Source organism: Sphingobacterium kitahiroshimense (assembly GCF_025961315.1).
In the GTDB taxonomy this organism is placed as follows: domain Bacteria; phylum Bacteroidota; class Bacteroidia; order Sphingobacteriales; family Sphingobacteriaceae; genus Sphingobacterium; species Sphingobacterium anhuiense.
On record NZ_JAOQNK010000001.1, the window covers coordinates 2,663,932 to 2,690,856 of the forward strand.

General features: G+C 35.1%; 23 protein-coding genes. 14 read left to right on the forward strand and 9 right to left on the reverse strand.

The genetic code is table 11. From position 1 onward, the window contains the following. Window positions 1-2: 2 nt before the first annotated feature. Window positions 3-3,212, reverse strand: a complete 3,210-nt coding sequence (locus M2265_RS11930; RefSeq protein WP_132772174.1) for a SusC/RagA family TonB-linked outer membrane protein — start codon at window positions 3,210-3,212, stop codon at window positions 3-5. Window positions 3,213-3,757: 545 nt separating this feature from the next. Continuing rightward, window positions 3,758-5,029, reverse strand: a complete 1,272-nt coding sequence (gene serS / locus M2265_RS11935; RefSeq protein ID WP_132772173.1) for a serine--tRNA ligase — start codon at window positions 5,027-5,029, stop codon at window positions 3,758-3,760. A 299-nt stretch (window positions 5,030-5,328) separates the two neighbouring features. Here serS and M2265_RS11940 point away from each other — a divergent pair, with 299 nt between their 5' ends. From M2265_RS11940 to M2265_RS11960, 5 genes are all read left to right on the forward strand, one after another. Beyond that, window positions 5,329-6,321 (forward strand): aldo/keto reductase, encoded by a 993-nt coding sequence (locus M2265_RS11940; protein WP_132772172.1) that lies wholly within the window; start codon window positions 5,329-5,331, stop codon window positions 6,319-6,321. Between the two features lie 139 nt (window positions 6,322-6,460). Beyond that, window positions 6,461-7,126, forward strand: a complete 666-nt coding sequence (rsmI, locus tag M2265_RS11945; RefSeq protein WP_132772171.1) for a 16S rRNA (cytidine(1402)-2'-O)-methyltransferase — start codon at window positions 6,461-6,463, stop codon at window positions 7,124-7,126. 33 nt (window positions 7,127-7,159) lie between these two features. Further along, window positions 7,160-7,873 carry a PH domain-containing protein gene (locus M2265_RS11950; RefSeq protein ID WP_132772170.1) on the forward strand — a complete coding sequence of 238 codons (714 nt, stop codon included), beginning with the start codon at window positions 7,160-7,162 and terminating at the stop codon, window positions 7,871-7,873. 2 nt (window positions 7,874-7,875) lie between these two features. After that, complete coding sequence (gene lnt, locus M2265_RS11955; RefSeq protein ID WP_132772169.1) at window positions 7,876-9,504, forward strand: apolipoprotein N-acyltransferase; 1,629 nt, start codon at window positions 7,876-7,878, stop codon at window positions 9,502-9,504. Between the two features lie 50 nt (window positions 9,505-9,554). Then, window positions 9,555-10,682, forward strand: coding sequence for a cysteine desulfurase family protein (locus M2265_RS11960; RefSeq protein ID WP_132772168.1), 1,128 nt, complete (start codon window positions 9,555-9,557; stop codon window positions 10,680-10,682). 66 nt (window positions 10,683-10,748) lie between these two features. Here M2265_RS11960 and M2265_RS11965 read toward each other — a convergent pair whose 3' ends face one another. Both M2265_RS11965 and M2265_RS11970 read right to left on the reverse strand, forming a co-directional pair. Then, a complete protein-coding gene (locus M2265_RS11965) occupies window positions 10,749-11,168 on the reverse strand; it encodes a copper resistance protein NlpE (RefSeq protein ID WP_021189447.1) in 420 nt (139 codons plus the stop codon). Window positions 11,169-11,252: 84 nt separating this feature from the next. Further along, a complete protein-coding gene (locus M2265_RS11970; protein ID WP_132772167.1) occupies window positions 11,253-11,585 on the reverse strand; it encodes a tetratricopeptide repeat protein in 333 nt (110 codons plus the stop codon). 336 nt (window positions 11,586-11,921) lie between these two features. Here M2265_RS11970 and M2265_RS11975 point away from each other — a divergent pair, with 336 nt between their 5' ends. The 5 genes from M2265_RS11975 (at window position 11,922) to M2265_RS11995 (ending at window position 17,302) form a co-directional block, all read left to right on the forward strand. Then, a complete protein-coding gene (locus tag M2265_RS11975) occupies window positions 11,922-12,659 on the forward strand; it encodes an electron transfer flavoprotein subunit beta/FixA family protein (RefSeq protein ID WP_132772166.1) in 738 nt (245 codons plus the stop codon). 21 nt (window positions 12,660-12,680) lie between these two features. Continuing rightward, window positions 12,681-13,655: an electron transfer flavoprotein subunit alpha/FixB family protein gene (locus tag M2265_RS11980; protein WP_132772165.1), complete on the forward strand. Its 975-nt coding sequence runs from the start codon at window positions 12,681-12,683 to the stop codon at window positions 13,653-13,655. A 241-nt stretch (window positions 13,656-13,896) separates the two neighbouring features. Next, the gene (locus tag M2265_RS11985; protein WP_132772164.1) at window positions 13,897-14,514 is read left to right on the forward strand and encodes a bifunctional nuclease family protein; all 618 of its coding nucleotides are present in this window, start codon (window positions 13,897-13,899) and stop codon (window positions 14,512-14,514) included. A 45-nt stretch (window positions 14,515-14,559) separates the two neighbouring features. Continuing rightward, window positions 14,560-15,933, forward strand: a complete 1,374-nt coding sequence (locus M2265_RS11990) for a nucleoside permease (RefSeq protein ID WP_031287965.1) — start codon at window positions 14,560-14,562, stop codon at window positions 15,931-15,933. A 43-nt stretch (window positions 15,934-15,976) separates the two neighbouring features. Then, window positions 15,977-17,302, forward strand: a complete 1,326-nt coding sequence (locus M2265_RS11995) for a mechanosensitive ion channel family protein (protein ID WP_132772163.1) — start codon at window positions 15,977-15,979, stop codon at window positions 17,300-17,302. 238 nt (window positions 17,303-17,540) lie between these two features. On the opposite strand, the gene M2265_RS12000 is transcribed toward M2265_RS11995, so the two are convergent. From M2265_RS12000 to M2265_RS12010, 3 genes are all read right to left on the reverse strand, one after another. After that, window positions 17,541-19,112: a calcineurin-like phosphoesterase C-terminal domain-containing protein gene (locus M2265_RS12000; protein WP_207902486.1), complete on the reverse strand. Its 1,572-nt coding sequence runs from the start codon at window positions 19,110-19,112 to the stop codon at window positions 17,541-17,543. A gap of 145 nt (window positions 19,113-19,257) precedes the next feature. Continuing rightward, entirely contained in the window at window positions 19,258-19,770 is a 513-nt protein-coding gene (locus tag M2265_RS12005; protein ID WP_232789200.1) for a hypothetical protein, read from the reverse strand. 93 nt (window positions 19,771-19,863) lie between these two features. Then, entirely contained in the window at window positions 19,864-20,355 is a 492-nt protein-coding gene (locus M2265_RS12010; protein WP_243655478.1) for a C40 family peptidase, read from the reverse strand. Window positions 20,356-20,545: 190 nt separating this feature from the next. On the opposite strand from M2265_RS12010, the gene M2265_RS12015 reads away from it, so the two are divergent. Next, window positions 20,546-21,442 (forward strand): EamA family transporter, encoded by an 897-nt coding sequence (locus M2265_RS12015; protein WP_132772160.1) that lies wholly within the window; start codon window positions 20,546-20,548, stop codon window positions 21,440-21,442. A 55-nt stretch (window positions 21,443-21,497) separates the two neighbouring features. On the opposite strand, the gene mtaB is transcribed toward M2265_RS12015, so the two are convergent. Then, a complete protein-coding gene (gene mtaB / locus M2265_RS12020; RefSeq protein ID WP_207902485.1) occupies window positions 21,498-22,817 on the reverse strand; it encodes a tRNA (N(6)-L-threonylcarbamoyladenosine(37)-C(2))-methylthiotransferase MtaB in 1,320 nt (439 codons plus the stop codon). 334 nt (window positions 22,818-23,151) lie between these two features. Here mtaB and M2265_RS12025 point away from each other — a divergent pair, with 334 nt between their 5' ends. The 3 genes from M2265_RS12025 (at window position 23,152) to M2265_RS12035 (ending at window position 25,826) form a co-directional block, all read left to right on the forward strand. Then, window positions 23,152-23,973: a thymidylate synthase gene (locus tag M2265_RS12025; RefSeq protein WP_132772159.1), complete on the forward strand. Its 822-nt coding sequence runs from the start codon at window positions 23,152-23,154 to the stop codon at window positions 23,971-23,973. Window positions 23,974-24,010: 37 nt separating this feature from the next. Further along, window positions 24,011-24,505, forward strand: a complete 495-nt coding sequence (locus M2265_RS12030) for a dihydrofolate reductase (RefSeq protein WP_132772158.1) — start codon at window positions 24,011-24,013, stop codon at window positions 24,503-24,505. Window positions 24,506-24,641: 136 nt separating this feature from the next. Continuing rightward, window positions 24,642-25,826, forward strand: a complete 1,185-nt coding sequence (locus M2265_RS12035) for a serine hydrolase (RefSeq protein WP_132772157.1) — start codon at window positions 24,642-24,644, stop codon at window positions 25,824-25,826. Between the two features lie 54 nt (window positions 25,827-25,880). On the opposite strand, the gene M2265_RS12040 is transcribed toward M2265_RS12035, so the two are convergent. Continuing rightward, window positions 25,881-26,885 carry a D-alanine--D-alanine ligase gene (locus M2265_RS12040; RefSeq protein WP_132772156.1) on the reverse strand — a complete coding sequence of 335 codons (1,005 nt, stop codon included), beginning with the start codon at window positions 26,883-26,885 and terminating at the stop codon, window positions 25,881-25,883. Between the last annotated feature and the right edge of the window lie 40 nt (window positions 26,886-26,925).

The following is a 26,925-nucleotide window of genomic DNA, read 5'->3' on the forward strand; positions in this document are numbered from 1 at the left end:
TTTTAGAATTTAATGTTTACACCTAGACCATAACTTGATGTTCCCGGTAAAGAGAAACGCTCAAATGCACCTGACATATTTGTATTTCCTTGAGAAACCTCTGGATCAAAACCTTTAAGTTCAGACCAAAGAATAATGTTACGTGCGAATGCGTTCACATCTACTTTGATTTTCGAGTTTTGATAAACAGGATAACCTACAGCCACTTCACGCAATTTCACAAATGAAGTTCCACGAACAGATGCTTCAGAAATATTACTCAAACGGTTAAAATAATCGTAAGTTGAAGTATTATTTACTATTCCTTCATTATCAAAAGTAGGGTGTGCATCAATCATGATATCATTCACTTCTCCATTAGCTTTCACAGCTGGTAATTCGAATAGGAAACCATCACCATTTCTTAAATCAGCTGATTGCTGTGACACTCCATAGACATTCAAAAGCCCTGACGTACCGTGATACATTTGTCCACCTTGTTTCCAATCTAATACGGCAGATAAACGAACTTTTTTGTACTCGAAATTGGTATTGAAGCCTAAATTAAAGTCTGGAGATACATTTCCAATTACCTTTTCTTCACCAGCTTGTGGTAAACCATTTTCATCAACAACAATCTGTCCTGCATCGTTTCTTAAGTAAGACACTCCATAGATCACTGGGAATTTGTAACCAATACCTGCACGTACTTGTGGCTCAACAAAGCCTCCCATGAAAATGCTGTTTACACCTTCTTTCAAATCATCTACGTAATTATCAATTTTAGTAAAGTTGAATGCAAAATCCCATTTAAAATCACCTGAACGATATGGAGCAACAGCCAATGTTAATTCATGTACATTGGTATGAATTTTACCACCATTCGTCACTAAACTTGAATAACCTGTAGAAGCGGCCAATGGCACTTCAAAAATTTGATCTTTCACGTTTTGACGAGAGAAAGTATAGTTCATATTGATCAATCCATTCCAGAATGTCAAATCAGTACCAAGTTCATATGCTTGCGTATTCTGCGGCTTCAAGGCTGGATCGTAAACAACTGGATAAGTAGTATATGAAGTAACGCCATTAACAGGGTATAAAATTGGTGTACCTGAAGAGAATCCACCTCCATATGTAGGCTTATCATAATAACTTTCATAGTAGTCTCCTGCCTGCCCTACTTCGGCAAACGAAGCTCTAATCTTACCCATTGTTAAGACTGAACTTTTCAGACTTTCCAATTCCGTAAATACAAAACCTGCTGAAACGGATGGGTAAAAGAATGAACGGTTGTTACGAGGCATCGAAGAAACGATATCGTTACGACCTGTTGCATTTAAAAACAACATGTTTTTATAGGCTAAGGCTAAGCTACCGAAGGTACCAAAAGTACGGGTATGACGTAATGTTTGCTCTGCAGTAACTGTAGCTGCATTGTTAATATTATCCCATCCAGGAAAGTTGAAATTTTGACCAAAAGCATAGTCTCTTCTACGGACACGGTTAACAATTTCATTACCGACCATCGCATCTAATACCAAATCATCATTGATTTTCCAATTGTAAGCAGCAGTACCTAATGAATTCCATTCGGTTACAGAAAAGTGGTAGTTTTCTACCTCTCCTTTACCATTAGCATGACCATATCCCCATAAATCAGTATAGTTTGAAGTGTACGAGTCAACTCCTGCTTGGTATTTCAATGTTAATTTTTGATTGTTACCTAAATCTGTCGCGTACTGACCAAATCCATTACCAAAAAAACGCTGTGTATCTTCAGAAAATTTATTGTTTTCAGTAGCCCAATAAGGACCATCAAAACCAGTTGTTCCTCGATAAGTATTTTGTTTTGTGGGATTATCTAAATAATATGATGGAATACCCGCTAAATCATAAGAAGCTGGTGCACCATATACAGTTGCCATGATACCATTATTCGCGCCAGTCTGTTTTGTAATCCTTGAATTCACATAATTACCTGTAAAACCAGTTGTCCATTTTTCTGACAATTTAGCTTCACCCGATAATTTTGCAGTATAGCGATCCATACCTGTAGATGGTACGATACCATCTGCATTAGTCGATCCTAAAGATAAAGCATAACTTCCTTTATCAAAACCTTGCACAATATTGAATGAATTATTAAACGTATTACCTACGTTAAAGAAATCTTCAGCATTATTATAAGATTGCGGAGTAGCCCAAGGATCTAAGCCTGCATTAGCACGTTGTTGCACGTAATATTTACCTGCTTGTTTACCATATTGCTTAGTATAAGCATTATCAGTACTACCTCCATAAATAGGGTCTAATGCTAAATCAGGAATTTTTGGTCCCCAAGACATAGAAGATAAATTACCACTTTTTTCTCCATACTTACCATTTACACCCTGTGCATAAGTTGTCTGAAAGTCTGGTAGAACTGAAACTTTATCAAATGATACGTTTGAGTTATAAGAAATCTGTGGTTTACCTTGCTTTCCTTTACCACTTTTCGTCGTGATCAAGATGACACCGTTAGAAGCACGCATACCGTATAGAGCTGAGGCAGCCTGTCCTTTCAAGATGTTGATACTCTCAATATCGTTAGGATCGATATCCAAACCTCTAGAAGAATAATCTGAACCCGTCACACCATTTCCAGTAGAAACATCGGAAGTAGAAGAGATTGGCAATCCATCGACTACATATAATGGAGAATTATTTCCTGTAAATGAACGTGCGCCACGGATCGTGATATTAGCAGACGCCCCCGGCATACCTGAAGAAGGAGTTACCTGTACACCAGATACTTTTCCCTGCAATGCTGTTGCTAAATTACTATTCGCCGCTTCTGTCAATTTACTTCCCTTAAGCTCTTGCGTAGCATAACTTAAAGATCTTTTCTGACGCGTTTGGCCCATTCCTGTAACAACAACTTCCTCTATCGCATTCGCATTATCTTCTAATGAGATATTAAAAACTGAAGTATTGTTGTTGACAATAATTGTTTTTTCGCCAAAACCTATCGAGCGAAATAAAACTACCTTACCTGCTGGTACACTCAATGAATAGTTACCATTTGCATCGGTTTGGGTAGCTTGATTAGTTCCTTTCACAACAACAGTAACTCCTGGTACCGCTTGCCCAGTTGTTGATGTAACACGTCCACTAATCTTCTTCTCTTGAGCGAATGCTACTGATGATAGAATCATCCCCCCAACGAGAAAACTAAGTAATGTTTGTTTCATGTTATTTAGTTTGTTAATTAATTTATATAAATATGTTTATGTCCATAAAATTAGATGTGTATTTAAAACGTTTAAGCTTTAATTGTCTAAACAATTCAAAAAACACAAATCAAAACCTCCTTCACCTTGACGGATAGCTTTTCGTGTGCAAACAGATTTAACAAATTGTAGATTCAACAAATAGTGACAGCAATCAGCATTCACTATGGTGATCTTATAAGAATCTGTAAATTTTCTTTTTAAAATTTACGATGAATAATGTGGTAGTAAGCCTTCACAGACATTACATCTTGAAAGCGGGAAGCAAATATATATAGACAAAGTTGTTATTACAAGTATTTTAACAAAAAAGTTTTTTTTTCATAACTAATGTAAATATGAAGCTTCTATATTACGAATAATGCAAGCAGTACTGATATAAATTAAATTTTCATAATTACCCATTACACAGAATTAAATACGGTAATCATTAGATTTAACAAAATTTTAACATAAAAAAAGGGTTGTAAAAAATTACAACCCTTTTAATTTATATTAAATTAATATCAATCAATATATTCAAATCCTGTATAGGGGACCAATACCTTAGGTATTTTTATGCCCTTATCTGTTTGATTATTCTCCAATAAAGAAGCTACTATACGTGGTAAAGCTAATGCAGATCCATTTAATGTATGAGCCAATTGCATTTTACCATCTTGGTTTTTAAACCTCACTTTCAGACGGTTAGATTGATACGTTTCGAAATTTGAAACTGATGACACTTCTAACCAACGTTTTTGAGCGGCGCTGTATACTTCCAGATCATAAGTCAACGCGGCTGTAAAGCTCATGTCACCACCGCAGAGACGCAATACACGATAAGGTAATTCAAGTTTTTGTAACAGTCCCTGCACATATGTATTCATTTCTTCCAATGCATCATAAGAACGATCAGGATGAACGATTTGTACTGTTTCCACTTTATCAAATTGATGTAAACGATTTAAACCACGAACATGCGCACCATACGATCCCGCTTCGCGACGGAAACATGGTGTATACGCACAATGTCTAATAGGGAATTGTTCTTCTTTTACGATAACATCGCGATAGATATTAGTAACGGGAACTTCCGCTGTTGGTATCAGGTATAGATCATCGTGTGTTACATGATACATCTGGCCTTCCTTATCAGGTAACTGACCAGTAGCAAATGCAGATGCCTCATTAACCATAATTGGCACCTGTACTTCTTCATACCCCACTTTTGCAGCTTCATCTAAAAAGAAGTTGATCAATGCACGTTGCAAGCGAGCTCCTTTTCCTTTATAGACAGGGAAACCTGCTCCTGTTACCTTTACACCTAACTCCAAATCTACGATACCGTATTTAGTTAACAGATCCCAGTGACTAACCGCATCATCGGCCAATGTAGGGATAGTTCCGTTTTCTAACACAACTTCATTATCATCTGCTGATACACCTGCAGGAACGGTAGTATGTGGAAGATTGGGAAGTTGGACAATCTTTGCATTTAAATCCTGTTCAACACGATCTAAATGATCTGTCAAACTTTTGATCTGTTCTTTATATCCGGAGGATTGGGATTTTACGGCTTCAGCTTCTTCTTTTTTACCTTGACGCATTAATTCTCCGATTTGTTTTGCGGATGAATTTGCTTCTGCTGAAAGGGCATCTGACTCGGATTGAATTTTACGACGTTGTTCATCCAAAGTGATGATTTCATCTACTAATCCAATTTCCTTGAAATTTTTGACACCTAATCTTTCGATTACCTTATCCCTGTTTTCACGGATATAATTCAATTGCAACATAATTGTATGTATTTTTAAAGAAACAAACTTAGATAAATTTGTTTTATTTACAATTTTTATTCTGTCATTTATTAAACAAAATTGTTCGTTCCCGTCCTTTCTATTTGGCACTCATGATTGTTATACACGAATCGATATCCAACTCTTCCATCACGAATTATTATAGAGAAGAAATATAATAGGTGAAGTTCAATTAATAAGTCCGAATGAAAATTAAAATCAATTTTACATCAAGATCTTTATATGTGTAAGATTACTTGTAAATTGCCTTTAAATAAACTCATAAAGCATAATAACAGATGCACTATACACCTGCGAATAATCGATATCAAGAAATGGAATACCGCCGTTCGGGTAATTCCGGAATTAAATTGTCAGCAATTTCATTGGGCTTATGGCAAAATTTTGGTCATGTCAATGATTTTGAGAACAGTCGTAAGTTAATACAGACAGCATTCGATTCGGGTATCACTCATTTTGACCTTGCGAACAACTATGGGCCGCCTCCTGGTTCGGCAGAAGAAAATTTCGGAAAAATATTACAAACAGACTTTAAAGGACTTCGCGATGAAATGATTATCTCTTCCAAAGCTGGTTATACGATGTGGGATGGCCCTTATGGCGATTGGGGTTCGAAAAAATACCTAGTCTCTAGCTTAGACAAAAGTTTAAAAAGAATGCACCTGGATTATGTAGATATTTTTTATCACCATAGACCGGACCCAGAAACACCACTGGAAGAAACAATGGCTACTTTAAACTTATTGGTCCAACAAGGAAAGGCTTTATATGTCGGGATATCGAACTATAAAACACCTGAAGCAAAACGTGCGATAGATCTTTTAAAACAAATGGGCACGCCTTGTCTCATCCACCAACCTAAGTTTTCTATGTTTGAGCGTTGGGTCGAAGAAAGCCTATTGGATTTACTTACAGAGGAGCAAGTTGGTTGTATTCCTTTCTCACCCTTAGCCCAAGGTTTACTTACTGATAAATATTTACATGGTATTCCGCAAGATTCACGAGCAGCTTCTGGAAGTATTTCACTTCATGAAAGTGATATCACTTCAGATAAAATCGAAAAAATAAAAGCTTTAAATGAAATAGCACTGCAACGAAATCAAAAATTGGCACAAATGGCGGTATCGTGGTTATTACAGAAACCTCAAGTGACATCAGTTTTAATTGGAGCAAGTAAAGTATCACAGATTCAAGACGCCGTCAATGCGGTAAAGAACCAGCAATTTTCAAGAGAAGAATTACAGCAAATTGAAAATATTTTAGCAAAATAAATTTAAAAAGCTCATTTCATATTAGGATTCTATACAATGAAGTGAGCTTAATACTGCTATAAATAAAATAGCACATGCTATTAAAAAAATGCAAGTCAAAGCCTTGATTACAATTATTAAAAAAAACTTACCTTTGTAAATGCTTTATTTAGTTCCTACGCCAATTGGCAATTTAGAAGACATGACTTTTCGCGCTATACGTGTGTTAAAAGAAGCAGATGTTATTCTTGCCGAAGATACACGCACAAGTGCCCCCCTTTTGAAACATTTTGGAATCGAAAAAAAAGTATTTGCGCATCATCAGCACAATGAACATAAAGCGATTTCAGAAATCATTAGATTTCTGAAAGAAGGTCAGACCATTGCCTTAATTTCAGATGCCGGTACTCCTGCTATCTCTGACCCCGGTTTTTTATTAGTACGAGAGGCAATTAAAGAGGGGCTTGAAGTACAATGTTTACCTGGTGCAACCGCTTTTGTTCCTGCCTTGGTTAATTCAGGACTTCCAAATGACCGTTTTTGTTTCGAAGGATTTCTACCTGTGAAAAAAGGACGTCAAACCCGTATGAAATTTTTGGCTGAAGAAAAACGAACGATGATATTTTACGAATCACCACATCGTATCCTTAAAACAATTGATGAGTTTATTCAAGTTTTTGGAGCAGAAAGACAAGCTTCGATATCACGAGAATTAAGTAAACTGTATGAAGAAAATGTAAGAGGTACTTTAACTGATTTAAAATTACATTTTGAAAACAATCCTATTAAAGGAGAATTTGTATTTTGTGTGGGAGGTTTAGAATAAGTTTAGCCTTCATTTATTTAAAATAGATTTAACATGAACTTTGAACTTTTTGCCATTGATGGCCAAGACATAAAAATTGTAGAAAAGTTAGTTGTCAAATTGCAAGATATGATGACAGAGGGAGAGCGAATTGATTATATCGCCGTACAGAAAAAACCGGCCGTTACCATTCTTCCCGACAGTATAACGATTAGTAACAAACGTATTTTCATGTGTGAATTTACAAAGCTGGGCTTAGCAACAGATTTTGAAATTTTCAGTTGGAAAGATATTAAAGATATAGCTTTCAAAGAAGAGATTTTTGGTTCTAAAGTAACCGTAATCCCTAGTACAGGGGAAAATTTAAGTATTGATTACATCCCTAAAGTACAGGCACGTAAATTATACCAGCTAATCAAAGGAGCTTTAGAAACATCTAAATTAAAAGAAATCGAGCAGGAGAGAGAAAAATTTATTGTAACCGCTCCTAAACAGACAGCTCCCTCATTTGAAATTCATCAACCTATAATAGAGGAAGAGCCTACCTCTAAAAACATACCGTCCTTGCCTATAGTGGAAGAGGTCAATGAAACTATTGTACCCGAAACTACAGTCCCTCCGATTATTGAGGTAACTGCACCTGCTGTAGTTGAAGAAGATGATGAGATAACACTCAAATTAAGAAAATTAAAAAACCTCTTTGACAAACAGTTGATTACACAGGCAGAGTACGAAAACAAGAAAAACGAAATCTTATCTCAAATTTAATCGTGAGAAATCAATATTTACTGGCACTTTTAAGTGCCTTTTTATTATGGTTAGGATGGCCACCTGTACCTTACAGTAGTCCGATCTTATTAATTGCCTTTCTTCCGCTCTTAATTGCAGTTGAAAATATCTTCCGCAACGAAACCTACATTAAAAAAGGTAAAAAGATTTTTCTTACAGCAGGATTAACGGCAGTGCTATGGAATACGGCCTCTATTTATTGGGTATACAATTCTATATCCGCAGTAATGCCGTGGTATATTGCCATTTTTATTTCACTCATTCCTTTTTTATTAGGAGCATTATTAATGGCGCTTGCTTTTCGACTATACTATCAGATGCGAAAAAAAGTATCTATAATTCCTTCCTTGTTTGGATTAATGGCTTTCTGGATATCTTACGAATACTTACACCAATCCTGGGATCTAGCATTTCCCTGGATGACTTTAGGTAATGGGTTCTCAAATTTTCATCAATTAATTCAATGGTATGAGTTTACTGGAGTATATGGTGGTACAATGTGGATATGGTTAAGCAATATTTTAATTTTCTTACTTTATTTAAACAAGAAAGAAATGAATATTGTAGCAAAACCTCGTAGGATTACTATTGTGTTAGTCCTTACGTTGCTTATCCCCTCTTCATACTCAGTCATTCGCTATATGACGTACGAGGAGCATATTAACCCTTCTCAGATTGTAACTGTCCAACCTAATATTGACCCATTTGGAAAATTTGGTCATATCAGCCCTGAAGAACAATTGCAAACTTTGATGAAACTATCAAAATCTGTTGCCAATCCGAATACGGAGTTTTTTATATGGCCAGAAACAGCATTGTCACAAAGAGGTGATTTCGATGAAGAAGATTTTAGAATTACAAGTACATTTGATTCGCTTATTAATTTTCTAAATGACTATAAAAATGGCAACGTACTATCTGGGATAGAGAGTTATAGATTATATAACGATAAAAGAACAAGTACTGCTAGAGAAGTAGGACCAAACTTATATAAAGACAATTTCAATGCGGCAACTTTAGTTGACGTGTCTTCCAAACTACAATTTTATCATAAATCTAAACTAGTTCCCGGTGTTGAGCAAATGCCATTTGGCACTGCAATTAATTTCTTAAAGCCTCTATTTAGTGCATTTGGTGGAACGACCGGAGGATATGGAAAACAGGATAAACCATCGGTATTTTATTCACAAAGTGGTATCGGTGCAGCTCCCGTCATCTGTTATGAGTCTATCTGGGGGAATTATGTTGCACAATATATCCAACAAGGGGCCCAATTTATTGCCATCATTACAAATGATGGTTGGTGGGGAAATACTTCTGGTAAAGATCAGCATTTAGATTACGCAAAGTTAAGAGCCATTGAAAATCGAAGATGGGTAGCCCGCTCTGCGAATACGGGAATATCGGGCTTTATCAACCAGCGCGGAGACATCATTCAAAAAACAGATTGGTGGGTACCTGCAGCCCTAACACAAGAAATCAACCTCAGTGAGGAATTGACTATTTACACAAAAAATGGTGATATCCTCGCTTATCTAGGTCTTTTGGGGGCTTTGCTTGCCACACTGACCTTTTTTAAAAAATCAAAAACAAGCAATTTTATTAAATAATCTCAATACCACTAAATAAGTAAACTTACTTTTACTTAATTTTGTCCATTATGCAAGTATATTTTGATAATGCTGCAACTACAGCGCTAGATCCAGAAGTCATTCGTGTCATGATAGACACCATGGAAAATAATTTTGGAAACCCTTCTTCTATTCATTCACATGGACGACAAGTAAAAACAATTGTTGAAAAGGCGCGTAAATCCATTGCGCAAATCTTACATACTTCTCCATCTGAAATTTTCTTTACCTCTGGTGGTACAGAAGCTGATAACATGGCAATTGTACGTTCTATTGTAGATTTTGGAATTACACATGCGATCACTACACCAATAGAACACCATGCTGTGCTTCATACATTAGAAGAATTGGAAAAATCAGGAAAAGTTCATCTCGACTTACTGCATGTAGATTCCACTGGTAATATTGATTTAAATCAATTAGAAGACTTACTCTCAAAAAACCCTAGAACTTTCGTTTCCATTATGCATGGTAACAATGAACTTGGAAATTTAAATGATATTGAAAAAATATCAGAAATATGTCAAAAGTATAAAGCAATCTTTCATTCTGATACTGTCCAAACTATGGGTCACTATCCACATGATCTAAGTAAGCTAAAAATTGATTTTATAACGGGAGCTGGACATAAATTCCATGGACCGAAAGGAGTTGGTTTTCTATACATTAATGCAAATACGAAAATCAAACCCATGATTTATGGTGGTGCACAAGAGCGTAATATGCGTGGTGGAACTGAAAATGTATATGGTATCGCAGGACTAGCAAAAGCCTTAGAACTGAGCTACGAACATATGGAAGAACATAGTGCTTACATACAGGGGTTAAAATCTTATATGATTGAACAATTGCAGATAGCAATTCCAGATATTAAATTTAATGGTGTCACTGAACCAAATAAAGCACTTTACACTGTTTTAAACGTATCATTTCCATGTACGGATATGGCAGATATGTTATTATTCAATCTAGATATTGCTGGTATTTCCTGTTCGGGTGGAAGTGCCTGTAGTTCTGGAACCGATATCGGATCACATGTACTAGGAGCTATAAGGGCGGACGGCACAAGACCTTCAGTACGTTTTTCTTACTGTAGAAACAATACAAAAGAAGAAGTAGACTTCGTTGTTAATCACCTCAAAGAGATCTGCAAATAGAAAAAAACTAAAAAGACCTTCAAAATTTGAAGGTCTTTTTTTGTTAATGTGATTTTATTAAAATGACTATTGTGTTAGTTTTTCTAACTTATAATTCTCTGCCAATTCTCCGACGATTTCATTACCTGATAAATCCAATTGCCAAAGTTTTGCCTTTTCACCCAGTTTGAATTTATAATCCACTCCTTCAAGTGTGATCACATTATTTTCAAATTTCCACTTTCCATCTTTGACAAATACTTCATCACTTTTATTAAGATATTTTGAGGTATAACTATAGGAAAAATTTTGGTTTAACTTTAAAACAGTTTCGATCCCGTCACAATCTGCACAAGGCATTACTCCGCTGTATGCTCCGCTCAATTCATATAGAGTAGCGCTTTGGTGATCTTGTTTGTCTTTAACTGCTTCAGCACCTTTACGTTGGTTATCACATGCAACAAAAACAAATAAGATACAGCATAATATAATAAATAGCCTTTTCATCTTCTTTAAAACTCTTTCTCAAATCTCCACAGAGATATAGACAAATTAAGTACCAAAAAGCAAGATTAAAATGTTAAAAAAATGTTAATATTCATCTTCATCATCTCCGTCCAGTAAACTTAATGCTCCGCGCAATTCACTTAACGCATGCATATTGCGTTTTTGTTGTGTTATGACCATACCTTTTTTATAAATATCTCGTGCATCTTCTACACGATTCATTTTCTCATAAAGTTTCCCCAAGTGGTAATAAGTTCCAACATAATCGGCATGATCACTTATCAGATCAGTATACCCCTTAAGCGCCTCATCTTGATTTCCTAATTTTAAATATTCGGTAGCCAAAGCATATTTCAAAAAAGGATCTTGTGGAGAATCTTTCAAAAACTCCTTCAATTGTTCTAAACGGTCTGACATTATGTATAGCTTTTAATTTTATACCGGTAAAGCTACAAATAATCAAAGAAGCTAAAAAGCTCATTTCGACAACAAATTACTATGCTAGCATACAAAAATGACAAACCATTGACGAATCATAAACTGTATAAAATTTAATCAACCTATAATAAAAAATACACATTTAATAAATAAAAATCTATTTAAAGACCATAAATTATCAATAAAATAATTTACATACCTTTATTTTAACAAAAACACAACTCAACATTCCATTGCAGACAGTATGGTACTCTCCCAAATTATCTTTACATTTAAAGTAAATTATATTAGGTTTGTATAAAACGGTAATAAATTATGAAAATATTAGTGTGTATAAGTAATGTCCCTGACACTACTTCCAAGATTACATTCACCAATGACAACACCGCTTTTAATAATGCTGGTGTGCAATACATAGTGAATCCTTACGATGAAATTGCTTTATCAAAAGCAATAGATTTGGCTGAAGGCGGTAAAGGCACCGTAACTGTTATTACAGTTGGGGACTCAAGTACTGAGGCTACTATCCGAAAAGCGCTAGCGACTGGTGCAGATAATGCAATACGAGTAAATGCCTTACCAAGAGATGCTTGGTTTGTTGCCAATCAGATTGCTCATTATGCAAAAGACAACAGCTTTGATCTTATATTAACCGGTAGAGAATCCATTGATTATAATGGAACTCAAGTAGGATCTCTCGTAGCTACGATCCTAAATATTCCTTCCGTTTCTATCAGTAAAAAACTAGATATTGACGGCAATAGCGCAACTGTAGAACGAGAAATCGAAGGTGGCAAAGAAGTTCTAACTTTAAATCTACCAGCTGTAATTGGTACAGCTGAAGGGGTAGCAGAAACAAAAATACCGAATATGAGAGGTATTATGACCGCTAGAACAAAGCCATTAGATGTAATTGAACCTATTGAAGTAGCTCAGTTGTCGCATATTGTCAAATTTGAAACTCCAGCTCCACGCGGTGCTGTCACTTTGGTTGATGCTGGAGATGTCGAAAAATTAGTTTCTCTTTTGCATGAAAAAGCAAAAGTTATTTAATCAACTCTAATCGTAAAGAATATGTCAATATTAGTATATGTAGAAAATACAGACGGTAAGTTCAAGAAATCGGCATTTGAGGTTGTTTCTTATGCTAATGCTATTGCAGAACAATCGGGAACTGAAGTTATTGCATTATCAATCGGTAATGTTGAAGAATCGCAATTAAGTGTTTTGGGTAAATATGGCGCAAGTAAGGTATTAAATGTCAATACAGAACAATTAAAGTCATTTGTAAACCAGGCTTACGCCGCTATCATCGTTGATGCAGCAAAATCATCAAGTGCATCAATAGTTGTATTGTCAAATTCCTTTTCTGGAAAGGGGTTAGCCCCGCGGGTTGCTGCGAAATTAGAAGCTGGTTTAGCAGACGGAGCTATTGAATTACCTACTGTAAATGGAGAAACTCTACAAGTCAAAACTGGAGCTTTTTCAGGCAAGGCCTTTGCTTATGTCGCTTTAACTTCGGCTGTTAAAGTAATTGCTGTCAATCCCAATTCATTTGAAGTAAAAGAGGCCGAAGGAACAGTAACTATTGAACCCTACTCTCCGAGTATAGATACTTCAGATTTTAGTACGATCGTTAAGGATATCATTAGAGCAACAGATAAAATTTCATTACCTGAGGCAGAAATTGTTGTTTCCGCGGGTAGAGGATTAAAAGGTCCAGAGAACTGGGGTATGATTGAAGAACTCGCTCATGTACTTGGTGCGGCTACAGCGTGTTCAAAACCGGTTTCTGACGCGGGATGGAGACCGCATTCAGAGCACGTTGGACAAACGGGAATAGCGGTAAGTCCCAATTTATATATTGCAATTGGTATTTCAGGAGCGATACAACATTTAGCAGGGGTTAGTGCTTCAAAAACAATTGTTGTGATCAACAAAGATCCTGAAGCTCCGTTTTTCAAAGTAGCAGATTATGGAATTGTCGGAGACGCATTTGACGTTATTCCTAAATTAATCACAGCTTTAAAAGCTTATAAAGGAATATAAAGGTCCTGAATAAAAAACTCCATTAGCAATTTATTTGTTAATGGAGTTTTTTTTATTCCAAATTATTTTTTCATTTTCTACTTTGAAACATCCTATTACAGAGCATATAGTGATTACCAGAGCATAATCTTTTAAGCCATTTAAAATAGGTATTCATGAATAAAATTACCTTTATATCTCCCTGATTATATTGCTTATCTAAGCAAATTTATCTAAATTTGTAAACCGTAAAGGTATCATAATGAAGAAAATCAAGTTAGACATTATTGGACTATCCTACAGTCAGACACAATCAGGTGCATATGCATTGGTACTTGGTGAGTCTGGAGGTAATCGCCGTCTTCCCATTATAATAGGGAGTCACGAAGCTCAAGCTATTGCGATTAGAATAGAAAAGATGGTTCCAAGTCGTCCTCTAACACATGATTTATTTCAGAATTTTGCAAAAGCTTTTCAAATTAATATACAGGAAGTCCTTATCTATAATTTAATAGAAGGCATTTTTTATTCTAAAATCATCTGTTCAGATGGAGAGAAAACTGTAGAAATCGATGCCCGAACTTCAGATGCTGTTGCACTGGCTGTACGTTTTGGAACACCCATTTATGCTTACGACTTCATCTTATCATCTGCCGGCATCGTTATCGAAGGCAACGAGTTTGCCTTTCTTGAAAACCTCGAAAATGCAGTAAATGCTGAAATCGTTGAAGATGATGTCAAAGAAGAAACGTCAAAAATTGAAAATCCTTTCTCAAGTCTTACTGATGAACAATTAAAAACGGTTCTCGAACAATCCCTTCATGATGAAAACTATGAGCAGGCTGCATTAATCCGTGATGAGATATCACGTAGAAAATAAGGTCACAATCATCGACAGAAAAACAAACTCAACTCTATATTACTTATGTCTATTAAATTAAGGTTGACCATTATGAACTTCCTCCAATTTTTTGTGTGGGGAGCGTGGTTAATTACAATAGCAAATTACTGGTTTGGTACTAAGCAATGGGACGGTACCCAGTTTGGAGCTATATTTGCAACAATGGGTTTTGCCTCTTTGTTTATGCCTACTTTAATGGGAATTATCGCAGACAGATGGGTTAACGCTGAAAAACTGTATTTGGTATTACATCTTTTATATGCGGCGGTACTCTTTTATCTACCACAAATAAATGATCCTGTTACTTTTTTCTATGCGATGCTCCTTGCCATGTGTTTCTACATGCCAACCCTTGCCCTATCAAATTCCATCGCATATACTGTGCTCACTCAAGGGAAATATGACTTGGTAAAGGCTTTCCCCCCAATCCGTGTGTGGGGAACTATTGGTTTTATTGCAGCCATGTGGATTGTTAACTTGACAGGCAGTAAAGCAACAGGTATGCAATTTTATATTGCCGGAGCCTCTGCAGTAGGTTTAGGATTGTTTTCTTTTTCTATTCCTAAATGTCCACCTAGAAATATCAAAAGCGAGCAATCATCTCTGGTACGTACACTAGGTCTGGAAGCTTTCAAATTATTTGGAAATTATAAGATGGCTTTGTTTTTTATCTTTTCTATGTTTTTAGGGGCTGCACTTCAGTTGACAAATGCATATGGAGATGTATTTTTAGATGAGTTTAAATTCTTTCCTAAATATACAAATTCGTTTGTAATCAAATACTCAACGATCATCATGTCAATTTCACAGATATCTGAGACACTATTTATTCTTGCCATACCATTTTTCTTAAAACGATTTGGAATTAAAAAAGTTATGCTGATATCCATGTTTGCTTGGGTATTGCGTTTTGGTCTATTTGCTTATGGCGATCCATCTTCTGGTTTATGGATGATTATATTATCATGTATCGTATATGGTATGGCTTTTGATTTCTTTAATATTTCAGGCTCCTTATTTGTAGAAACATCCACTAGTTCACAAATAAGAAGTTCAGCTCAGGGCCTATTTATGATGATGACCAATGGTTTTGGTGCAGTATTTGGCAGTTTAGTTTCAGGATGGATCATCGATAAATATTTCTCCATTTCATTTACTAATGTAAAACAGCTCGCGTCATTTTTAGATACAGATGTAAATAATAGTAAATTAGTCAATTTTGTTAAAGAAAGAGGACTCTCCATTAGTGAAAATGGTTTATTCGATACAAATTTGATACTTAAAGACTGGCATCATATCTGGTTAACATTTTCGCTTTATACTTTGGTTTTAGCAGTTCTTTTTGCTATTCTTTTCAAACATAAACACGATAAAAACATGCCTTTAGGCGCTAAATAATAAAAAAAGCCATTCTGTCGAATGGCTTTTTTTATATTTGTAGATGCAGTTATCTACTACAGACTATTTAGAAGAAATAAATAAACAATCTCAATCAAAATTTTACGATTGGTCCTATCACAAACTTTTACAGGCAGGTTTCAATAGTGAATGGGCACATACCATCAATTCCATCGTTCTTCTATTTTTAGTTATTCTAATTTTATTAATTATAGACTTTATAGCCCGAAAGGTAATCCTTTCTGTTGTAACCCGTTTTATAATAAAATCGAAAAACTCAATAGATGATTATCTGATAAAAAATAAAACGCTGAAATACATCAGCCACTTCATTCCACTTTTCATTGCCCAGCAGATCAGTCCAATCATATTTCTAGGATTTCCAAATTGGTTAAAAGCGATTAATAAAGGGATAGAGATCTTGCTAGTTTTAAACATTATGCTCATTGTGCATTCTGCATTAAAAACACTACGTGATATCCTGAAAACTCGAAAAAGCTTTGCTGACAAACCATTGGAAAGTTATTTGCAAGTTTCACAGATTGTCTTAATCTGTATTGGAGGAACAATTACTTTTTCTATCTTAACAGGTATTTCTCCGCTATCATTTTTGGTCTCGCTAGGAGCTGCCTCTGCCATTTTAATGTTGGTTTTTAAAGACACCATCCTTGGCTTTGTCGCAAGCATATCCGTTTCTGCAAATGACTCCATACGGGTGGGGGACTGGATTGAAATGCCAAAACATAATGCCGATGGAACAGTTATCGAAATCAACCTAAATAATGTGAAGGTGCAAAATTTTGACAAAACGATCACAACGATACCCACGCATACTTTATTGATTGATTCTTTTAAAAATTATAGAGGTATGCAGACCTCTGGTGGGCGAAGAATAAAAAGGGCAATAAATATTAAGATTTCGACTATTCGGTTTATGACTGAAGAAGAGATCAAAGACTTAGAGAGGATTCAAATTCTTAAACCTTTTATTGAGCAACGTAGATTAGAAATTAGTGAATATAACAATAGAAGTCAAGCCGATCAGTCCATGCCGGTAAATGGGCGCAAAATGACAAATATCGGTCTGTTTAGAGCTTATGCGACAGCCTATATTAGACAGAATCCAAACATAAACAAGGATATGATCAGTATGGTACGTCAGATGGATCCGACAGAACATGGAGTACCATTAGAAATATACGTATTTTCAAATGATACCCGCTTTGAGATATATGAAGGTATCCGATCTGATTTATTTGACCATTTATTTGCTGTCATTACATACTTCAAACTAGAAGTTTTTGAAAGTCCTGCATCTGATGATCTGCGTAACTTAAGTATCAAAATAGATCATACACATTTACAATAAAAAAAGAAAAGGTAATCTTCTCCAAGATTACCTTTCTTTTTAAAAACAAACTAAATTTCTGGGTGTGTTTCCCAACAGACCCCACATTAACCCTTTACTATATGAATCAAAAATTACTCTGATACAAATATAAAGTTGTCATATTAAGCAATCCTTAACTAAAGTTTAATCTTTCATCATTATTTATAAAAAAAAGCAACCTTAAAAAGGTTGCTTCACGGTTTTATATGGTTATCTACTATTTTGTTTTATTTACAACCTCAATTTCCTTTACAGCTGTATGTATCCGGTTAAATAAATCAGTGGCTTTCACTTCAATTTTATATTTTCCTGCCTTTAACTTTGGCAATTTCAATCTCCATAAGTGAGAACTATTAGTACCATCAGAAGGCCTTCTTCCCTCTTTATAATCGGTTGCTAGGTCATACTGCTTAACCGCATCATCAAAGGATGGATCAACTTCTTTGACCTGATCCATTTCTTTCCATTGACTATCATTTATACGATATAATACTTGATCACCTTCTTTTCCAATAAAAAAATTTGCATAAACTGGGTATCGTTGTACATATTTTTGATCTACAATTGATGGTCCAGATAGTGCAATTTGATAAGCCTCATCTTTCCCTACCACCTTATAATCAAATGTATATTGATTATTTTTAATATTTAAAATAGCATAACCTTTTGGGGTACCATCTCGCATGGTCGATACAGGTATTCCATTTTCATCCAGTTCTCCAGAGTACCAATCGCCAGAAGTTGTTCCTACATTATATTCATGGTGCGGTTTTGATTGCTTCCAGCCATCCTTAGCGCCAAAGAAATTTTGTTGCTGGAAATGTGTATGAGCCGATAAAGAAAGTGTGTGAGGAAATTCACTTAAAATATCAAATAATCGATCACGATCTTCAGTACGGAAAACTTCAGAATTTTCATGTTCAAGCGGGATGTGAAAAGCCAATATAATTAACTTATCTTTTGGTACAAACTTCAGATCATTGGCAATAAACTCCAATTGATCTTTACGCAAACCTCCTTTATATCCTTTTCCTGTATCAGTATTAGGATAAATAATATCATCAAGAACTAAAAAGTGAGCATTTCCATAATTAAAAGAATAAGTTGCGGGACCAAAAGAAGCTTCAAAAGCTTCATCCGAATAGCTATCTTCTTTTGTATCAAAATTTAAATCATGATTACCAATTACATTAAACCAGGGTAAACCCATTAATGAAATTGTACTTTTATATGCCGGATGCAATGACAAATCATTACCAACCAGATCTCCTAAGCTGATCCCAAACACAGCAGCATTTTTATTGGATACCCGATCAATAATTCCCCTTTTAAAATAATCCATTTCAGTCATATCATAAGCTTGCGGGTCTCCAAATACAAACGCAGAAAAATCTCTTGATTCAGATTGAGCTGTCAAACCAAAATTGATGTCCTTAGGTAATTTTCCAGTAGGTGAAACTCCCTTATAGGTCAATTCGGGACTTCCCTGAGGTTTATGTATATAATAAAATTGTGGTTGATTTGCTGTACTAAGCGGTAGTGCATAATCAGCAGGTTTAATAACAAAAATAATATTGTCTTCATCAACAGGCAATTTATATTGACCCTGAGCATCAGTTTGAACGACCTCTACCCCATTACTCACAGAGACATTTGGTATACCCCGTTCTTTTTTATCAAGAATTCCATTTTTATTGATATCATCAAAAACAACACCTTTTGCAATTTCCTGAGCACTAACCGTGTAATTTAAAGATAAAGCTGTTGCAACAGCAAAAATATTTTTCATTTGAATATATAGCATAATTAAAGCCGAAGCTAATACTCTAATATGAATCAATAGTCACCTGATGTTTAACAAACTGTTAATTTATATACAAAAAAGGGATAATCATATGATTATCCCTTTTTTTGTATATAATATTTTATTTTATCTACTTAACGTTCGATCTAGATTGAGCCGCGGCTAATATTCGGTTGACTTCATCGATCATAGATTTTCCTGCATTTCGCATTTTTTCATTACCAGCAAAATCAGCGTCCATCGTGACTTTTTTTGATTTGTCTTTATAATTCATCTCTAAATAAAAACGAGGCGTTTCTGTTTCAGGATTTACTTTTGCTTCAGGTCCCGTCATGTCATCATCTAAATTCCAAAAACCTAATTCTTGAGCTTTTCGATGTAAGTAAAGCAAATCATCTTTAGTCATGCGAACGGTATCACGCTCTATCTCGTTTGTTTTGGTCACATACTGAAAAATTCCAGTTTTTGAATCATACTGATTATCCATATGATTAGGCTCACCGTATCGAAAGACCACAGACTGAAAATCTGTGAAACGGAAAGGCGCATTGCTAATCATATTACTGTAGTAGTAAACACAGTAAATTAGAAATGGTACAACAATACATAAACCCAAAAAAATCTTTTTACCCTTGATACTCATCTTTATTTTAGTTTTTGACAAAAATAAGGATTAAAATAGCTTTATAAAGTTTTATCTATTATTTGACATAAAAAAGGGAATTCGTATTACCTATCAGGATTTTGGTGTTCCAGCATTCGTGAAATATTTGGCGTACCACGAATCTTTTAAGTCAGAAATAATAACACCTTTTTTTGTCGATACATGCACAAATTTATTATTATGCAGATATACGCCAACATGATCCACATTACGTCCCCCGAACGAAAAAAACACCAAATCACCTTCTTTAAGCTGGGAATTTCGCTTGCTCTTAATTGCACCATCCATATCTCTGGATGAACGAGGTAAATTCTCTTTATATACTTTAAGATATAATATATTAACAAAACCTGAACAATCTACCCCTCTTTTTGTTGCACCTCCCATACGATGTGGTATACCCATCCATTCATCAATAAAAGAATAAAGCGTAGGATTGAGTTCCTTTTTCTTTACTTGCAAAAGATCTACGTAATTATCTAATGAACTTGTACTATAATTCTTACCCCTAGCTTCACTGGCATCTGTCAAAACTGCACTGCTGTGGCCACTGTTACTGTTCACCTTTTTCTTAACTGAACAACTACTGAGTAAAAGTATCACGCTGAAAAAAAATAATATATTACGTTTTATAGACATATCAAGAATAAATGTTAGGTAAATGTAATAAAACCAAATTTAACTGGCAAACAAGCCCTTCTTTCTTCATATCTCTTTTCAAATTGTAATTTTGTCGGAATTTGTAAAATATAATATGGAAAAATTAAAAGGTGCTATTGCTGTATTTGTCGGTGCAAGTAGTTTTGGACTGTTGTCAACATTTGTTAAAAAAGCATATGCGCAAGATTACACTTTAGGGCAAGTAACTGGAGTACAAGCTATTTTTGGAATGATTATATTATGGGCAGTTTATCTGCTCATTCAGTTGCTAAACCCAAAAGCAAATCATGGTTTCTCTAAAAAATCTAATAAATGGAAAATTGTTATCAGTGGTATTTCTACAGGTCTAGTAAGTTTAGTTTATTACAAATGCGTTCAATTAGTGCCTGCTTCATTGGCGATTGTTCTATTGATGCAATACATCTGGATAGGAACGTTAATTGAATATATTATATTCAAAAATAGACCTACCAATCGTCAATTGATTGGTATTGCAATTGTACTTATAGGAACTGTATTTGCAACAGGTCTTATTGAACAAGGAATCGATAAACTCAATTGGACCGGCATTACCTACGGCGTATTAGCGGCAACTGCTTATGCAGTATTTCTAATTGTTAACGGACGAGTTGGAAATGACTATCCGCCAGTTCAAAAAAGTGCATTAATGGTCACTGGATCCTGCATCATGATCTGTTCCATCTTTCCGCCAACATTTTTGATATCGGGAGCTTTAGGTGACAGCATATGGCATTTCGGACTTATTCTTTCTTTCTTCGGAACTGTTATTCCACCATTATTATTTGCTTATGGAATTCCTAAAATCGGTTATTCTCTAAGTGGTATTTTAAGTTCTGCAGAACTACCAGTAGCAACTGCTATGTCATACTTCATACTTAAAGAAGCTGTAAGTCCTGTTCAATGGATAGGTGTATTCATGATATTAGCAACCGTCATTTGGTTAAATGCTAAAAAAGAAAAAGTCGCATAACGACAAGGGCTCAATTCGATTAGAATTGAGCCCTTATCTTTTATATCATCTAGCATTAGTGTGCTAATATTTCTTTTAACTCTACTATTTCAACTTCACAACCGTCTGTAATCGATAAGAATTTTACATGTGCAACTTCGTTGACCAGCAAAGGATCGTAGGCTGTACGAACTTTCACATAATTTTTGGAGAAACCATGCATATATCCGTCCTTCTCATCACTCTCAAAAAGTACTTCGCCTACTTTATCCAATTGTTTCTCATAGAAAGCACGACGCTTTTTCTCTGACAAAATGTGTAGCATTTTACTACGGTCACTGCGCTGAGATCCAGGGACTGCCCCTTCCATCTGTGCAGCTATTGTATTTTCACGTTCAGAATAAGTAAAGACATGCAAATAGGAAATGTCCATGTCATTTAAAAAATTGTAAGTGTCTATAAAGTCTTCACGAGTCTCTCCAGGAAACCCCACAATGACATCAACGCCAATACAGCAATCCGGCATTAATTCCTTAATCTTCTCCACACGCTGTGCATAAAGCTCCCGCTTGTAACGGCGGCGCATCATACTCAATACTTTATTATTTCCAGACTGTAAAGGCATATGAAAATGTGGAACAAAACGTTTTGATTGTGCTACAAATTCAATAATCTCATTGGCCAAAAGATTTGGCTCTATCGAAGAAATACGGATACGGTCTATTCCTGACACTTCGTCCAAAGCCTTTACAAGGTCTAAGAATTTATCTTGTCGTTTACCGTCTCGAATACCAAAATCACCGATATTTACACCCGTTAGCACAATTTCTTTTACGCCAGATGCCGCAATTTCCTCGGCTTGAAGTACGATATCCTCAATTTTCCCCGAACGGCTTGCTCCACGAGCAAGAGGAATTGTACAAAAAGTACAAGAATAATCACATCCATCTTGTACTTTTAGGAATGTACGCGTACGGTCACCGATTGAATATGCAGATACAAATTGATTGGTTTCATCAATTGGTGCATTATGAACAACAGCCTTCTCGTTTTTTGTCAGATCATTGATATGTTCGATAATATTGAACTTTTCTGCGGCACCTAAAACCATATCCACTCCCGGAATTTCAGCAATCTCAGCTGGTTTCAACTGCGCATAACAACCGACAATGGTGATATAAGCATTAGGTGAATATTTAAGTGCTTCCTTTACTACCTTGCGACATTTCTTATCTGCATGATCCGTTACTGAACATGTATTAATAACATAAACATCTGCCGCACTATTGAATGGCGTGGTTTCATAACCCGCATCTTGAAAGACACGACCTATGGAGGATGTTTCTGAAAAATTCAATTTACATCCTAAGGTATAGAAAGCTACTTTTTTACTCATAATGATTTTGCAAAAATACAACAAAAAGCTCCAAATGAAAATTCTTAATTCTGATTTAAACGCTTTTCAATTAATTATGAGATTTTAATGATCCAAAATTTAACAATATCAGTTTTGATTTCTTTATTTTACCGTCTTTCTTTACATTGCTATGATAGTGTAACACATATGAAAATGATGTGCACACTTTTATAAATTTTCATGAGAATACTTCAAAAAATCTTACCTTCGTATAGAATATTACATGATTATACAGCGAGCATCTTTGTTGGTATATTACAGCCAAAAAGACGCTGTTTGTTAATCACAAAATAAATAAAAGCAACTATTTACAATGAAACAATATATTGACTTACTAAAGCACGTATATACAAACGGGGTTATTAAAACTGACCGTACTGGAACTGGAACTAAAAGTGTATTTGGATATCAGATGCGTTTCAATTTAAAGGAGGGCTTTCCACTTGTTACGACAAAAAAATTACATTTAAGATCAATTATCCATGAATTGATCTGGTTTTTGAAAGGTGAAACAAACATCAAATATTTAAAAGACAATGGTGTCAGTATCTGGGATGAGTGGGCTGATGAAAATGGTAATTTAGGTCCTGTTTATGGATCACAATGGCGTTCATGGCCAACTCCTGATGGAGGCCATATCGATCAGATTGAAAAAATAATCAAGCAATTGAAGACTTCACCCGATTCAAGAAGAATCATTGTGTCTGCCTGGAATGTTGCAGAAATTGAAAATATGGCTTTACCTCCTTGTCATGCATTTTTTCAATTCTATGTTGCTCCTGCTGATCCTGAAAATGGAATCTTAAAACCACAGTTGTCTTGTCAGCTATATCAAAGAAGTGCAGATATCTTTCTAGGTGTACCATTTAATATTGCATCTTATGCTTTATTAACCATGATGGTGGCACAGGTTTGTGATATGGAAGCCGCTGAATTTATTCACACCTTAGGAGATGCCCATATATACAGTAATCACTTCGAACAAACAGAATTACAATTGAGCCGTGAACCAAAGGCTTTACCTCAATTAAAAATCAATCCAGAAGTAAAAGATATCTTTGATTTTAAATTTGAGGACTTCGAGTTGTTAAATTATGAATCCCATTCGCATATTAAAGCTCCTGTAGCAGTTTAAAAAGAATCTTCTTTATATACATGTGTAACCTATAGAAATGAGTAAACTTAAAATAACATTAATTGTCGCCGCTACTGAAAATAATGTAATCGGTAAAGGAAATAAAATGCCTTGGCATTTACCAAATGATCTTAAATATTTCAAAAAAAACACACTTGAACATAGTGTGGTTATGGGGAGAAAAACTTTTGAGTCTCTTGGTAAACCATTACCAGATCGCAGAAATATTATCTTGACAAGAGACATGACCGCAAAATCTGATGATGTGGATATCGCCAATAGCTTTCAAGAAGTATTAAATTATTGCAGAGATGAAAGAGAGATCTTTGTTATTGGTGGTGGCGAAATATTTAAACAAACGTTACCATTCGCAGATAAAATATTATTGACCAGGTTGCATACAACTATTGATGGAGATGCTTACTTTCCAGAATTACCAGCACATGAATGGATATTAGAAAGCGAAGACACGCATGAAAAAGATGAAAAACATGCTTTTGACTATAGCTTTCAGGTGTACGTCAGAAAATAAAGATAAAGGCTTCTCTAATTGTAAGAAGCCTTTATTGTAAACCATCCTTTCGAAAATCAGTATACTAAATCCAATTATGCATAAATTTCTAACATTTTTTTTCATCAGTATCATTCCTTACTCCTTTGCTCAAAAAATGGATACAATTTACCTCGAAAAATTATTACAAGGCCATCCCGAATTGTTTCAAAAGATCTTAGATCACCCGAGTAAAAATGAAGTTCAAATTCTCTATACGCAAATTGATCGGGATAAAAATAATGTGCCACATTTTAAATCATTCAGTTATAGATTAAATCCAAACTGGTATTTCTATCCTGCCAGCACAGTTAAGCTCCCAACGGCAATCCTAGCATTAGAAAAAATAAATGAGCTAAAGATTGCTGGATTATCAAAAGATACACCGTTAAGAATCGACTCTTCTTATGAGAAACAAACAGCTGTTGTACAAGATGAGTCTGCTAAAAATGGTCTCCCGTCAGTTGGTCAATATATTAAAAAAATCCTTTTGACAAGTGACAATGACGCACAGAACAGACTTTTCGAATTTATCGGACGTGCTGAATTGAATAGCAAATTACAAAAGCATGGCGCACAAAACTCACGCATTGTCAATAGACTGGCCATAGGTGACAAAGGTGTCTGGGCAAAACACACCAATCCCATTACTTTCTACTTAGAAGATAAAACCCTCTATAAACAGGATGCCCAATTTGATCCAAACGACTACCCTATTAAGCTAGAAAATACTCGTCAAGGAAAAGGTTACATGAATGACAAAGACGAGCTTATTCATGAACAATGGAGTTTTGAAGGGTTAAATGTTTACCCGTTAGATGATCAGCAACTGATCATGAAAAAATTACTTTTCCCGGAAGCTTTCGATGCTCGCAAAAGATTCAAATTAACAAATGATGATTATTCATTTTTGTACGACTACATGTCGCGTTATCCGTTTGAGTCGGATTACCCTAAATATGACACAACTGAATTCTGGCCGACATATAGTAAATTGCTTTTTTATGGCCGTGATAAAAAGGCAACAATAAATCCAAATATTCGCATTTTCAATAAATATGGAGATTCCTATGGTTATAATATTGATAACGCATACATTGTTGATTTTGAAAAGGGGATAGAGTTCCTATTGGCTGTAGTAATCCAATCTAATGAAAATGGAATTTATAATGATGGAATCTACGAGTATGAAACTGTCACCTACCCATTTCTAAAAAACATAGGCCAAATTATCTACCAGGAAGAACTCAAAAGAACGAAAGAATTTAGACCTGATCTAACGAAATTTGATTTTAGAAAATAAAAAAAGTTACATTACATGAAGTTGTAATGTAACTTTTAAAATCTCATACTGAAGTTATTTTTTTAGCGCCACTTCGATTAAATTACCGTAAAACTCTTGTTCCGTCAATCCTGCCGCGCGGACTTGTTGAGGAATAAAACTTTGGGGAGTTTGCCCTGGAATGGTATTGATTTCAATAAAATAAAACTTATCCGTATCGTTTTCCAAAAAGAAATCAATACGGACCATTCCTTTACAATTCAATCGCACATAAATATCTTTTAAAATCTTTCCTATACGCAATTGCTGATTTACATCCAGATCCGCTGGTGTAATTTCTTCTGTAAGCCCGGGAATATACTTTGCCTCAAAATCAAAAAACTCACGTGTTGTTTTCACTTCAGTAGCCGGTAAAACAACCAATTCCCCGTCGACATTACGATAAATACCTTCCGAAAATTCACGGCCGTTTACAAACTCCTCAACAATAACCTGGCTACCGGTGTTTTCAGCATCAAAAGCTTTATCAATGGCTACTTTTAGTTCATCTGCCACTTTTACTTTGGTCATACCTATACTACTACCTCCAGCATTAGGTTTTACAAAATAAGGCAGGGATAATTTATCTTCTACTAGCTCAACGGCTTGAGCTCGTTGATTTTCAAACAATAAGACAGATTTAGCTAAAAACAAATCATTAAGATCTGCCAAAATCGCTTTTGTATATCCCTTATTCATTGTTAGCGCCGAAGTCAACGCATCACATGATGTATAAGGTATGCCAACTAAGTCAAAATAGCTCTGTAATCGCCCATCTTCACCGGGTGAACCATGAACCATTATAAAAGCCAATTCAAACTGAACAATACTATCATCAAGCACTAAAGTAAAATCTTCTTTATTGATTGCATGCTTTATTCCTGAATCACTAACATAAAACCATGCATCTTTGGTAATCGTAATTTGATAGATATCGTACTTATTGTGATCAAGCTGTGAGTATACAAATGCAGAACTTTTAAAAGAAACTTCTGCTTCACCTGTATAACCTCCAGTTATTAATGCTATTTTTGTTTTCATAAAATTATCGTGATTCTTCTAACAAATATAATTTGCTATA